At 36.4% G+C, this 13,214-nt stretch carries 12 protein-coding genes; 11 read left to right on the top strand and 1 reads right to left on the bottom strand.

Annotation, left to right across the window (positions count from 1 at the left end):
- The first annotated feature begins 29 nt into the window (after positions 1-29).
- Together folD and QA584_RS14610 are read left to right on the top strand one after the other, a co-directional pair.
- Positions 30-881 (top strand): bifunctional methylenetetrahydrofolate dehydrogenase/methenyltetrahydrofolate cyclohydrolase FolD, encoded by an 852-nt coding sequence (folD, locus tag QA584_RS14615; protein WP_278269777.1) that lies wholly within the window; start codon positions 30-32, stop codon positions 879-881.
- A gap of 104 nt (positions 882-985) precedes the next feature.
- Entirely contained in the window at positions 986-1,636 is a 651-nt protein-coding gene (locus QA584_RS14610; protein WP_278269776.1) for a hypothetical protein, read from the top strand.
- A 93-nt stretch (positions 1,637-1,729) separates the two neighbouring features.
- Here QA584_RS14610 and QA584_RS14605 read toward each other — a convergent pair whose 3' ends face one another.
- On the bottom strand, positions 1,730-3,346 hold the full coding sequence (locus QA584_RS14605; RefSeq protein ID WP_442870335.1) for a tripartite tricarboxylate transporter TctB family protein: 1,617 nt from the start codon (positions 3,344-3,346) through the stop codon (positions 1,730-1,732).
- Between the two features lie 234 nt (positions 3,347-3,580).
- Between QA584_RS14605 and rimO the strand changes: the two genes are divergently transcribed.
- The 9 genes from rimO to QA584_RS14560 all read left to right on the top strand — a co-directional run bounded on the left by rimO (position 3,581) and on the right by QA584_RS14560 (position 13,076).
- Complete coding sequence (gene rimO / locus QA584_RS14600; protein WP_278269774.1) at positions 3,581-4,954, top strand: 30S ribosomal protein S12 methylthiotransferase RimO; 1,374 nt, start codon at positions 3,581-3,583, stop codon at positions 4,952-4,954.
- Positions 4,955-4,984: 30 nt separating this feature from the next.
- Positions 4,985-5,527, top strand: coding sequence for a CDP-diacylglycerol--glycerol-3-phosphate 3-phosphatidyltransferase (gene pgsA / locus QA584_RS14595; RefSeq protein WP_278269773.1), 543 nt, complete (start codon positions 4,985-4,987; stop codon positions 5,525-5,527).
- 12 nt (positions 5,528-5,539) lie between these two features.
- Positions 5,540-6,829 (top strand): competence/damage-inducible protein A, encoded by a 1,290-nt coding sequence (locus QA584_RS14590; protein WP_278269772.1) that lies wholly within the window; start codon positions 5,540-5,542, stop codon positions 6,827-6,829.
- A 252-nt stretch (positions 6,830-7,081) separates the two neighbouring features.
- A complete protein-coding gene (locus QA584_RS14585) occupies positions 7,082-7,738 on the top strand; it encodes a GerMN domain-containing protein (protein WP_278269770.1) in 657 nt (218 codons plus the stop codon).
- 263 nt (positions 7,739-8,001) lie between these two features.
- Positions 8,002-9,195 carry an NAD(P)/FAD-dependent oxidoreductase gene (locus tag QA584_RS14580; protein WP_278275178.1) on the top strand — a complete coding sequence of 398 codons (1,194 nt, stop codon included), beginning with the start codon at positions 8,002-8,004 and terminating at the stop codon, positions 9,193-9,195.
- A 379-nt stretch (positions 9,196-9,574) separates the two neighbouring features.
- The gene (gene cmk / locus QA584_RS14575) at positions 9,575-10,258 is read left to right on the top strand and encodes a (d)CMP kinase (RefSeq protein ID WP_278269769.1); all 684 of its coding nucleotides are present in this window, start codon (positions 9,575-9,577) and stop codon (positions 10,256-10,258) included.
- 68 nt (positions 10,259-10,326) lie between these two features.
- Entirely contained in the window at positions 10,327-11,169 is an 843-nt protein-coding gene (gene ispH, locus QA584_RS14570) for a 4-hydroxy-3-methylbut-2-enyl diphosphate reductase (RefSeq protein WP_278269768.1), read from the top strand.
- Positions 11,157-12,248: a 30S ribosomal protein S1 gene (gene rpsA, locus QA584_RS14565; RefSeq protein ID WP_278269767.1), complete on the top strand. Its 1,092-nt coding sequence runs from the start codon at positions 11,157-11,159 to the stop codon at positions 12,246-12,248. Before ispH ends, rpsA begins: the two co-directional genes overlap by 13 nt.
- Before the next feature lie 48 nt (positions 12,249-12,296).
- Entirely contained in the window at positions 12,297-13,076 is a 780-nt protein-coding gene (locus QA584_RS14560; protein WP_278269766.1) for a CheR family methyltransferase, read from the top strand.
- The last annotated feature ends 138 nt before the right edge of the window (positions 13,077-13,214 follow it).

The following is a 13,214-nucleotide window of genomic DNA, read 5'->3' as shown; positions in this document are numbered from 1 at the left end:
ATAAAATGATAAGACATAGGAGTGTTAGTATGGCATTAATTATTGATGGTAAAAAGATTTCCCAGGATATAAAAGAGGAATTAAAAGAAAAAGTTGCCGCATATCAATCGGAAGAAATTCAGATAACCCTTGCGGTTATCCAGGTGGGAGAGGACCCCGCTTCCAGTGTCTATGTCGGGAATAAAAAGAAAGCCTGCGAATATATCGGTATCCGCTCGTTAGCGTATGAACTGCCGGAGAAGACAACAGAAGAAGAACTGCTTAACCTGGTAAAAGAGTTAAATGAAAGAACAGATGTCAATGGCATACTGGTTCAGCTTCCTCTGCCGGCTCATATTGATGAAGATCTGGTTATTCAGACAATATCACCAGAAAAGGATGTAGATGGTTTCCATCCCCAAAGCGTAGGAGCATTAAGCATTGGGCAGAAAGGCTTTTTATCCTGTACCCCTGCAGGAATCATACAATTGTTAAAACGCTCCGGTATTGAAATCGATGGAAAAGAATGCGTCATTATCGGAAGAAGCAATATTGTTGGAAAACCTATGGCATTACTGCTTTTGCGTGAAAATGGAACCGTGACCGTATGCCATTCCCGTACCAAAAACCTAAAAGAAGTTGCAAAACGTGCGGATATCCTGGTAGTTGCCATCGGTAAACGTAAATTCATTAATAAGGAATATATAAAAGAAGGCGCTGTTGTCATTGATGTAGGCATGCATCGGGATGAGAATAATAAACTGTGCGGGGATGTGGATTTTTTAGATGTGGTGGACCATGTAAGTGCCATTACCCCTGTTCCTGGCGGAGTTGGTCCTATGACTATTGCCATGCTTATGAATAATTGTGTTGAAAGCATCCAGTTAAGAAAGGATTTTTAAGGATATTTAAATAAATTTCAAATTTCACTTTTATATTATTAAGATATAATAGTGTATGAGAAATCCAGAATTATAAAAACAGATCTTTTATTAGGAGATGAGGTATGGCTGCAAAAGACACAATTATTTCGGACGGTACATTATTTTTAATATTAAAATGTGAGTTAAAGGAAATATATAAACCGGATATATTCGGAATATCACCCATATGGTCTGATGATCAGACATTTGAGTACAACAGCACGTTTGAAATAAAGGACTATCAGTTGTATTTAAAAGACTTGATTATAACGTCCGACAGGGGATATAAAGTGATTAACGGTATTGAACCGGAGTATATATTTTCTGAAAAGGGAATAGAAACCGCGCGGTATACGAATGTTTCTGTTCCAATTAAATTCACCGGTGCCGTTATTATCGTGAACACTGTGGTTAAAAATTACGGAACAGGGGAAGAGATTCCTTGTTTTGGTTATAAAACAGTACGCGAATTTATCTTTCAGGACGGGAAACTAGTTACGACAATTGACCACAGCAAGGCTATGTTAAGGATAAGAAAAAACCTGGATCTGGGACTTAGGAACTTAGATAAGACCAGGGATGTGGAGTGTATCAAACATTTTATAAAAACCTCCTTTGTAGGTGACTATGAGCATCCGGATCGGATGAGTAAAACAAGCCTTAAGAAGAAATTGCAGTTTATGACTTATATACAGAAAATGAAAGGCTATTATTCCAGGATAAAGGAAATATAGATACAAAGTAAGGGATAAAAACTAGAATCCCGGAGATGCAAAAGGCTAAACATACTTGTCTTTCATCTCCGGGATTTTTATAGGGTTTATTAACTACTCAACCCCAAGTACCGTATTGGATTCCGTACCTTCTGAATAAGTAAAAGTAACGGTATCCCCAACATTGTACTTTATTATATTAATAAAATTAACTACTTCTACGTCAAAGATAGCGTCATTATTATTTAAAAGGATATAATAATGGGAGTTACCATCTACGACACCTTCTGCAATTTTAGATATGGAACCTGTCACCTTTGGCAGCTTAGAAGTATCCTGCACATCAATATTATTTGATTTCAAAAGTTCCAGATAAGTCTTTTCGCATTCATTTACCGTATCGCCAATTGCAACGATTTGATAACGGGAGATATTAACCATGGCATATTTTTTAACCAGACCTGCGCTGTCTTTTAATGCGATAAAATAGGTGGGTTCACCGCCGATATTAAGTAACAGCGGGAAAGTAGCCCGATAATTAAGGTGCTGTACCTGACCTTCGGCAGAAGCCATGGCAGAATATTCTTCTGCACCGGAGATAGCATAATATCTGGTTTCAGCAGTACGCTGGTTCATTAGAACAAAACCTACATTGGATTCGTCCCTGGATACACTGGTAACGCCGGTATATACCCAGACATCATCATCCAGTGCGATATAATTGTATCCGTCAGTAGTCTGAAGGGCGTCTTTTTGGCTGAAAACAGTATTCCAGTATCCATGTTTTAAAGTTCCATAATAGTCGTACAGATTTATTAGCAGTTCGGCGGAATATACCCGGTCGACCCAAGTAGGAACATCGGCTACAGCATAATTTTTTAATTCCCCGGTAACAGCATTGACAATAACCACCCGGCCAATCGTCTGACCGCCGAATAATCCTATGGTATAATCTTTAACCGGACAGATCCAGTAGGGAACACCTTCATCATCAATTTCAAAATTAATATCATCAAAAATATAGGTAGGGTAGTGAAAACGTAAATATCTGTTGATATTCTTGCCAAAATATTCGGATTGGGAATAGTGAATACCCTTTGTTAATTTTACCAGCTTTACATCCTGAGTGGTCATATCAATCTGCATATAAGCAGGAATACCTTCAGAACGGTTGGTAAACCATTTAATGAAGCTTCCATAAAGCAGAGGTGATACTCTGGTGGGAACTCCGTTATAATTTATCTGCGTATAATTGTTACCTACTTCAAACTGGGAAACATATTCAACAATACTGCCCATTTTTCTTGAACCCAGCAGAGCAGCAGAATCTTTATCAAGAATAGGGATTTTATTAAAGGATATTTCCTTAATATCTTCGGTAAAATTGCTATCTTTAATTTTTAGAATCTTTTGGTACTTATTTGCATTTATCATAGGAGAAGATATAATGCTGCCCACAATATAAATAACAATTACAATACCGGTAACGGAGATGGCTATAACAAACGGTTTGTTGTGAAAGATTGATACAGAATATCTGGGTCCTTTGTTTTCCTTATAAATAGAAGTAATAGCAACAACAATACAGATAACTACCAGGGCACCTATAATAAAGAACCAAAAGCCCGGCGAATGTATATTTATTGCAGGGAGGGCGACATAATAGTAAATAAAACCGGCCAGTAGGGCGAGAATTACGAATGGTATTGCTTTTATTATTTTTTTCATCATTTAACTCCTGTCTTTAACATGATTTTGCTTTAATCATAACAAAATAGATTGAAAAGTCAATTATAATTCGATTAGAAATAAATAATAGTTTCCTTTTTATATAAAAACTGTTAAAATGTCATGGATGATATTTTTTAAATGAAATTGTTCTAAGTATTTTTGTGAAGAAATAGTTCAAACTGAATTTAAATAAATATTCTAACAATACTACTAACTTATTATTTGGAGGTACACATGAATATATTATTTGTTTCACTAGGTTGTGATAAAAATTTAGTGGACAGTGAAATTATGCTGGGATTAATACGTGACAAAGGGTATCAGATTACGAATGAAGAAAAAGAAGCAGACATCATCGTAGTCAATACCTGTTGCTTTATAAATGATGCAAAGGAAGAAAGCATCAACACGATATTGGAAATGGCAGAATACAAAAGAACCGGAACACTTAAGGTATTAATAGTAACCGGCTGCCTTGGTCAGAGGTATAAGGAGGAGATCCAAAAGGAAATCAGCGAAGTAGATGCTATCCTTGGAACCTCCAGTTACAATGAAATCGTAACTGTTATTGAAGATGCTCTTGAGGGAAGAAAAACAGTCTCTGTAAAAGAACCGGAGGATATAAAAGCAGTAAACACATCAAGAATTAATACGACAGGAGGCTATTTTTCTTATTTAAAAATAGCCGAAGGATGTGATAAACACTGTACTTACTGTATTATTCCAAAGATCAGGGGCAACTATAGAAGCATACCTATGGAGAGTCTGATTAAGGAAGCCAAAGATCTTGTAAGCAGTGGAATTAAGGAATTAATTTTAGTGGCACAGGAAACTACCCTTTATGGAAAAGATATTTACGGAGAGAAGAAATTACCGGAATTATTAAAAGAGTTATGTAAAATTGATGGATTGGAATGGATCCGTATCTTATATTCCTATCCGGAGGAAATTACAGATGAATTAATACAGGTTATAAAGTCCGAAGATAAAATCTGCAAGTATCTGGATATGCCGATACAACATGCCAGTGATTCTATTCTTAAGAGAATGGGAAGAAGAACGAATAAAGAGGAATTAACTAATATAATAAGAAAACTTAAGGAGAATATTCCAGAGATAGCTCTTAGGACAACGTTAATTTCCGGATTTCCAGGAGAGACAGAAGAGGAACATGAAGAACTGAAAGAATTTTTAAAAGAGATGAAATTTGACCGTCTTGGGGTATTTACCTATTCCAAGGAAGATGATACTCCGGCTGCAAAGATGAAGAATCAGATTCATAAACACATCAAGAAGCGCAGACAGGCTGAAATTATGGAATTACAGCAGGAAATTGCCTTTGATCATGCAATGGATACGGTGGGTCGAAAGCTAAAGGTCATGATAGAAGGAAAATTACCTGAGGACAGTTTAGAGGAACAGTCAATACTGGAACCGGAACAGCTTCTGTCAATGGGCAATATTTATATCGGAAGGACTTATATGGATGCTCCTAACGTAGATGGATTTATTTTTGTACAGGCCAGAGGAGAATTGATGTCCGGAGAATTCGTAGAAGTTATGGTCACTGATGCCAAAGAATACGATTTGATTGGAGAATTAATATAAAATCCCAGAGGGGAGAAAGGTTGTGCCTTTATGAATTTACCTAATAAAATTACGATTGCAAGAGTTTTTATGATTCCGGTTTTCTTATGTATCTACCTGATACCAGGCATTCCTTACGGCAATTATATTGCTGCCGCTGTCTTTATTATTGCCTGCCTTACCGATGCCCTGGATGGACATCTGGCAAGAAAGTACCATTTGATTACCAACTTTGGAAAGTTCATGGATCCACTGGCTGACAAACTATTAGTCAGTGCGGCGTTGATTTGCTTTGTAGAACTAAAACTGGTTCCGGCCTGGATTATTATTGTCATTATATCCAGAGAATTTATTATCAGTGGATTCCGGCTGGTAGCGTCGGATAATGGGGTAGTAATTGCAGCCAGTAATATTGCCAAATTTAAGACCAGTGCCCAGATGATTATGTCCATACTTTTAATTGTAAATTTTGATAATCTTGTTTTTAATGTACTGGAACAGATATTTGTCTATTTATCTTTGGTGCTGACGATTATATCCTTGATTGATTATCTGTACAAAAATAGAAAGGTGTTATCGGAAAACAACAAATAAGGGAGGCGTATCATGATAGCTGAAATCATTAGTGTTGGAACGGAAATCTTACTCGGCAATATTGTTAATACCAATGCAAATTATTTATCGGTAAAATGTGCAGAGCTAGGTATCATAAATTATTTTCAGGTTTCTGTAGGGGATAATGAGGAACGGCTGATTAAGACCCTGTCCTTAGCCTTATCAAGGTCTGATATCGTTATCCTGACCGGAGGTCTTGGACCCACTAAAGATGACTTAACGAAAGAAGTCACTGCAAAAGTTCTTCGGAGAAACCTGGTTGAAGATCCCCATACAAAAGAAAGAATTTATTCTTTCTTTCAGGGACGAAACATAAAAGATATAACCGAAAATAACTGGAAACAGGCCTTAACCATTGAAGGAGCCATGGTCATTGATAATAATAATGGTACAGCACCGGGATTGATTATTAGGATAGAGGAAGAGAAAGGGGACAATAAAGATATCAATCCCTATATCAATAAAGTAGTCATTTTGCTGCCGGGTCCTCCAAATGAATTAATTCCTATGTTTGAACAGAAGATCAAACCCTTCTTAAGCTCCCTGCAGCCTGGGATTCTTTATTCTGAAATGGTTAAAATCTGCGGTATTGGTGAAAGTAAGGCAGAATCTATGATACAGGATTTAATAGAGGAACAGACAAATCCTACCATAGCCACATATGCTAAGACTGGGGAAGTTCACATTAGGGTAACGGCTGCTGCAGATAATTATGAGTTGGGTAACAGGCTTGTTAAGCCTATGGTAGACGAATTAAAGAAACGCTTTTCCACTGCGATCTATACTACGAAGGAACAGGAAAGTTTAGAAGATGTGGTAGTGGCTCTACTGGCAAAACATCATATTATGCTAACGACAGCAGAATCATGTACCGGAGGATTAATAGCTGGCAGAATTGTGAATGTACCAGGTGCCTCTGCTGTATTAGGAGAAGGTTTTATTACCTACTCCAATGAAGCAAAACAGAAGTACTTAGGTGTAAAAGAGGAAACTCTAAAAGCTTTTGGTGCCGTAAGCAAAGAGACCGCAGAAGAAATGGCTTTGGGAGCGGTAAAGGCATCGGGAAGCAAGGCATCCTTAGCAGTAACGGGTATAGCCGGTCCAGATGGTGGAACCAAAGAAAAACCAGTAGGACTTGTATATATTGCCTGTGCCTTAAAGGAAAGAGTGACAATAAAGGAATACAGATTTAAGGGTAACCGTCAAAAAGTAAGAGATTACACCGTTATCTGTGCGCTGGATCTTTTAAGAAATTCCCTTATAAAAGAATATGGAGTTTAAAAATTTGCTGCAGATTTTTCTGCTAAAAAAAAATCACGACTGATTACTAATTCATAGGTCTGTTGATACAAATTTATAACAAAAATAAAGGAACTATAAATTAACCATGTTTTAACATAAAAATGACATAGTTAAGGCATATTATTAATGTATAAAAGTTGTATCATGTTTTGTCGAAATTAGTAATTTAACAAAATCAAACTATTTTATAGATGCTAATGGAATTGGTAATAAAAGTCAGGAGTGATTGTTATGAAGAATAAAAATTTGAAACGACTTTGTTTCATTACAGCTTTTTCACTGTTAACAGCAGTAAACGGCTGTAGTTTAAAATCAGACAAGCAAATTTTAAATAATACAAATATTGATGGTATTCAGTCTGGGTCTTTGGAACAGACGCTAGATCAAGGAGTACAATCTAAAGATAGTACCCAGGATTCAAAAGTCTTAACTAAGAATAATTTATCTTCTGCCGATACAAAAGATTCCGGGGGAGAAACCATTGAACGGGCGGCAACCAAGGAAGTACCAATTTACTCCATAAACGAAGATACCCAGAGTGTGGAGTCTGTCGTGGCCTTAGTTCCACAGGACAGTAAAATAACTCCTGAATTAATCCTTGACCTGGTTATAGATTCCCTGGCGGATCGTCTTATAATGATTGATGTAGATAAAGTAAGCCTTCAAAAAGACACTGTTATTGTCAGTTTCACATCGAATCAGCAGCCTGTGGTTCATACTGACAGCAATTTGGAAAAATCTATATTAGATGCAATTGCCCAAAGCTTAGTGGATAATTTAAAAGAGTATCCGAAAGTGATTTTTAGAATAGATGGGCAGGCATACAAGTCAGATCATTATTCCTTTGGTCTGAACGAAATATATTTAGACAACAGTAAGACAAAATAGTAAAGAGTATGATAGCATTCCTATGATATAGTACGGAATATATTTTCATAAGCGGTTAAATTTCTTATGGACATAAAATATAAAATTTTTATATCGAATAATTATTGTAAAATTGATATTACTTAAACAAAGAACGAAAGAATTCCTGATTTTTTGATAACAAGAAATTGGAATTCTTTCCTTGTATTATATATGCCTTTGGAGGAGAAGCTGTGAATCAGGAATTAAACAAAATAATTGTTATAGGCGGTGGTGCGGCAGGAATGATGGCTGCCATTACAGCTGCAAGAAAAGGCAATCAGGTTGTATTATTAGAGAAAAACGAAAAACTGGGCAAAAAATTATATATCACCGGAAAAGGCAGATGCAACCTTACGAATGCCTGTGATATGGACGAGCTGTTTCGGAATGTTGTGACGAATCCCAAATTCATGTACGGTTCTTTTTATTCCTATAATAATTTTGATACTATGGATTTTTTTGAAGAAATCGGATTAAAAACAAAAATTGAAAGAGGAAACCGTGTATTTCCGGAATCTGATAAATCTTCGGATGTCCTTGGAGTGCTTTTAAAAGAATTAAAGCGTCAAAATGTCGATATCAGGTATGAAAGTGAAGTTACAGAGATACTGATAAAAGATAATAGTTTTTATGGTATTAAACTTAATGGGAATAATGAAATTATAACCGGTGTCAAAGTAATCATTGCCACAGGGGGACTATCCTATCCGTCCACTGGCTCTAACGGAGATGGATTCCGGTTTGCCAAAAGTATGGGGCATTCGGTTACAAAACTATTCCCCTCATTAGTACCAATGAATGTGGAGGAACTTAACCTGGTAAAAGAGTTACAGGGTTTATCACTGAAAAATATCCATATTGGGATAACTTCCAAAAACAAAGAAATCTATTCGGATTTCGGAGAATTGCTATTTACCCACTTTGGCGTCAGCGGACCGGTAATTTTAAGTGCCAGCAGTTACTGTATCCCTTACATGGATAATAAAGACCTTATCCTTTTAATAGACCTAAAGCCAGCCCTGTCTAAGGAACAGCTTGATGCCAGAATTTTAAGGGATTTTGATGAATTTAGCAATAAACAATATAAGAATGCGTTAGATCAACTATTGCCACGTAAGCTAATTCAAGTTATAATAGCATTAAGCAATATTGACCCGGAAAAAAAAGTAAATTTAATTACCAGAGAAGAAAGAAGCCGTCTGGTTGATTTGCTAAAAGGATTTAAATTCCACATAACCAGATTAAGGGATTATAATGAAGCAGTCATTACAAAAGGTGGTATTCAGGTAAAAGAGATAAATCCGTCCACCATGGAGTCCAAATTAGTATCTAACGTTTTTTTTGCAGGTGAGGTTCTGGATGTAGATGCATTAACCGGAGGCTTTAATCTCCAAATCGCTTGGTCAACTGCTTACGCTGCGGGTAATGCCGTATAAATGAATAAAGAGATAAACCAGTTCAGTGCCAGGAGGCATTATTTGTTCATGATATAATATAGAAGAAACTTAATTTTTCGTTTACAGATATTATACGGGAGAATTTTTAGTGCGAGGAGCGAATCGAAGGTCTTTTAAAGAAGAGTAACACAGCTTGAATCGCAAAGCATGTTTTTGTTGACATTATCATATTTTTAGTGTCGTGTGAACAGGATGTAAACTTACTGTCATGGATATAGAATTACAAAAGATTTATAAAGTTATAAGGCGGATGGTATCTAGATACGGCTTATATTGCTTGATATATATTTAAGCGTATGATTAATATTTGCTGATTGTTTAGCCTGCATTGATATCCGCCGTAACCAGGAGGTCATACATGAAAAATTATAATATTGCTATTGACGGCCCTGCCGGTGCCGGTAAAAGTACAATAGCAAAAATAGTTGCCAAAAAACTCGAATATATCTATGTTGATACCGGTGCTATGTACCGCGCTATGGGTATATATATGCTTAATAACGGCATCTCCGTTGAAGATGAGGAGAGTGTATCAAAAGCTTGTAAAGATGTGAAGATAACAATTGAATACATAAAAGGTGAACAGCAGGTAATCTTAAATGGCGATAATGTTACCGGCACCATACGGACAGAGGAAGCCGGCAAGCTGGCTTCAGCAGTAGCAAAATACAAAGCTGTCCGGGCTAAGATGGTGGAACTTCAGAAGAGTTTGGCAGCTTCTTCCAATGTCATTATGGATGGCAGGGATATAGGTTCGGTAGTGTTGCCGAATGCAGATTTAAAGATTTATCTTACAGCCAGTTCCGGAGAAAGAGCATTAAGAAGATGGAAGGAACTTGAGGAAAAAGGAATACCAAGCGACTTAAATGAGATTGAGACAGATATCATAAAAAGGGATCAACAGGACATGAACCGGAAGATATCTCCGCTTTGCCAGGCAGAGGATGCTGTATTGTTAGATACTTCGGATTTGACAATAGACGAAGTTATTGATACAATAATTTCACTGTTCCAAGAAAAGTGCAGTGAGGATTTAGTGTGAAATAAACATTTCACACTTCTTAATTGGGCAGTATCGCAAGTTAACTTGCGATATGCATGGGGGTTAGTATGAAAGTAGAACTTGCAAAAACTGCCGGATTTTGTTTTGGCGTAAAGCGTGCAGTTGACATGGTTTATGATGAAATAAAAAAAGGCGGAAAGGTTTATACCTTTGGTCCCATCATCCACAATGACGAAGTTGTTGCGGATTTAACGGACAAAGGTGTTGGATTGATTCATACAATTGAAGAATTAAAAACCATTACAGAGGGTACAATAATTATACGTTCTCATGGAGTATCTAAGGAAATCTATGATGTCATCGAAACCCAGGGCTTGAAATTAATTGACGCAACCTGTCCTTATGTAATTAAGATTCACAAGATTGTAAAGGAACAAAGTGAAACAGGCCGTCACATCATAATAATCGGCAATGATAAACACCCGGAAGTAGAAGGCATAGAAGGCTGGTGTATGAATAATTATACAATTATTGAAAACACCGAACAGGCGAAAAACTTGGATTTATCTGTTAATCAAAAGATATGTATTGTATCTCAAACGACATTTAATTACAAGAATTTTCAAGATTTAGTTGAAATTATATCAAAAAAGGGTTATGATATAATTGTTTTAAATACGATATGTAATGCTACCGAAGAGCGTCAAACGGAAGCAAGGCAGCTTGCTAAGGATTCTGACGCTATGATTATTATCGGCGGACAACATAGTTCGAATACCAGAAAGCTATACGAAATATCTAAATTAGAATGTGAAAATACTTACTATATACAGACACTTAGAGACCTGGATTTGGAGGAACTCAAATCTTTTCGTAGCGTAGGTATTACAGCAGGGGCATCCACCCCAAACAATATTATCAAGGAGGTTCATACCGCATGTCAGAAATGAGTTTTGAACAATTATTGGAGGAATCATTAAAAACAATACAAAACGGAGAGGTAGTAGAGGGCACTGTAATACGTGTAAAAGAAGACGAAATTGTCTTAAATATAGGCTACAAAGCAGACGGTATCATCACCAGAAGTGAATATACTAATACACCCAATGCTGATTTAACTACACTCGTTAAAGAAGGCGATGTAATGCAGGCTAAAGTATTAAAAGTTAATGATGGCGAAGGACAAGTTCTCTTAACTTATAAGAGATTAGCTGCAGAAAAAGGAAGCAAGAGATTAGAAGAAGCATTTAATAACAAAGAAGTATTAACTGCAAAAGTTGCTACCGTTTTAGAGGGCGGCTTAAGTGTTATAATTGATGAAACAAGAATTTTTATACCCGCAAGCTTAGTATCCGACGGTTATGAGAAAAATCTTGCAAAATATGCAGGAGTGGAGATCGAATTCGTAATTTCCGAATTCAATCCGAAGAAGAGAAGAATCATCGGTGACCGTAAGCAGTTAATCGTTGCTAAAAAGCAGGCAATGCAGAAAGAATTATTTGAAAGAATCAGTGCTGGCATGACCGTTGAAGGTGTTGTTAAGAATGTAACTGATTTCGGTGCCTTTATTGACCTTGGTGGTGCAGACGGACTTCTTCATATCTCTGAGATGTCCTGGGGCAGAGTAGAAAACCCGAAAAAAGTCTTTAAAGTAGGGGATACTGTTAAAGTCCTGATTAAAGATATTTCCGGAGAAAAAATTGCTCTCAGCTTAAAGTTTGAGAATGAAAATCCCTGGATCAAGGCAGCAGAGAACTATGCCGTAGGTAATGTAGTTACCGGTAAAGTTGCCCGTATGACTGATTTTGGTGCATTTATTGAACTAGAACCAGGTGTAGATGCGTTACTTCATGTTTCCCAGATTTCCAGAGAACATGTTGAAAAACCTTCCGATGTGTTAAAAGTTGGTCAGGAAGTTACTGCTAAAGTAGTTGACTTTAATCATGATGAAAAGAAAATCAGCTTAAGTATTAAAGCTATGGAAGATACAACTGAAACTGCTGAACCAGCGGAAACTACAGAAGAATAATCATTTCAGACATTTTTATGATTACGGAAGAAAAAGGAGTTTTTCAATTTGGCAGATAATTATGAGGTTTTTAAGGAACAGATTTATCATATTACCAAAATTGATTTAAATTCATATAAAGAGCGCCAAATGAAACGAAGAATTGATGCATTGATTGCAAAGCATAAAATTACTTCCTACAATACCTATGTTGATACTATTAAAAAAAACCCGGTAATGCTGGAAGAATTCGTGAACTACCTGACAATTAATGTATCTGAATTTTATCGTAACCCCGAACAGTGGAATCTCTTGGAGAAAGAGGTATTGCCATATCTGTTCACCAAGTTCGGCAATGGACTAAAAATATGGAGTGCGGCATGTTCCACAGGGGATGAACCTTACTCGCTGGTAATGCTTTTATCTAAGTATATGCCACTTTCCCGGATTAAGGTGATTGCTACCGATATTGACAAACAAATCCTTGAAAAAGCAAGGCTGGGTCTGTATAATGTCAAGAGTTTAAAGGGGCTTCCTCAGGAGTTCATAACCAAGTATTTCAGAGAAATTAATAGCAGTACCTACCAGATTTTAGACAATGTCAAAGCATGTGTGGAATTTAAACAGCATGACTTGTTAAAAGATACGTATCCAAATCAATGTGATTTGATCGTATGCAGAAATGTATTAATCTATTTTACTGAAGAAGCAAAAGATGAGATATACAAAAAATTCAATTCATCTTTAAAAAGAGAAGCTATACTATTTGTAGGCAGTACAGAGCAAATTATTCAGCCTCAGAATCTGCAGTTTGCTACTTATAAGTCTTTTTTCTATAAAAAAATATAAAACTTTCAAATTCGTAACTAGATTAAAAATTTATGTTTTGAACAGTATTATAATAAGTGTTATTCCGTAGGTCGTGCAGCTGTTGCAAAGTTTTGGGTTTATTCAGGTTACCGCCTTTATAAACCTGGATGCTGTAAC

Origin of the sequence: Anaerocolumna sp. AGMB13025 (genome assembly GCF_029689925.1) — a bacterium.
Lineage (GTDB): Bacteria > Bacillota > Clostridia > Lachnospirales > Lachnospiraceae > Anaerocolumna.
The sequence above is the reverse complement of the archived record's forward strand: the minus strand, read 5'-3'. Positions and strand labels throughout refer to the sequence as shown.

Bases quoted from the DNA above. Each gene is read 5' to 3' on its own strand.
- rimO (WP_278269774.1), top strand. From the start codon at position 3,581: ATGAATATATTATTTGTTTCACTAGGTTGTGATAAAAATTTAGTGGAC.
- QA584_RS14605 (WP_442870335.1), bottom strand. From the start codon at position 3,346: ATGATGAAAAAAATAATAAAAGCAATACCATTCGTAATTCTCGCCCTA.
- QA584_RS14590 (WP_278269772.1), top strand. From the start codon at position 5,540: ATGATAGCTGAAATCATTAGTGTTGGAACGGAAATCTTACTCGGCAAT.
- QA584_RS14585 (WP_278269770.1), top strand. From the start codon at position 7,082: ATGAAGAATAAAAATTTGAAACGACTTTGTTTCATTACAGCTTTTTCA.
- ispH (WP_278269768.1), top strand. From the start codon at position 10,327: ATGAAAGTAGAACTTGCAAAAACTGCCGGATTTTGTTTTGGCGTAAAG.
- pgsA (WP_278269773.1), top strand. From the start codon at position 4,985: ATGAATTTACCTAATAAAATTACGATTGCAAGAGTTTTTATGATTCCG.
- cmk (WP_278269769.1), top strand. From the start codon at position 9,575: ATGAAAAATTATAATATTGCTATTGACGGCCCTGCCGGTGCCGGTAAA.
- QA584_RS14580 (WP_278275178.1), top strand. From the start codon at position 8,002: ATGATGGCTGCCATTACAGCTGCAAGAAAAGGCAATCAGGTTGTATTA.
- QA584_RS14610 (WP_278269776.1), top strand. From the start codon at position 986: ATGGCTGCAAAAGACACAATTATTTCGGACGGTACATTATTTTTAATA.
- folD (WP_278269777.1), top strand. From the start codon at position 30: ATGGCATTAATTATTGATGGTAAAAAGATTTCCCAGGATATAAAAGAG.
- rpsA (WP_278269767.1), top strand. From the start codon at position 11,157: ATGTCAGAAATGAGTTTTGAACAATTATTGGAGGAATCATTAAAAACA.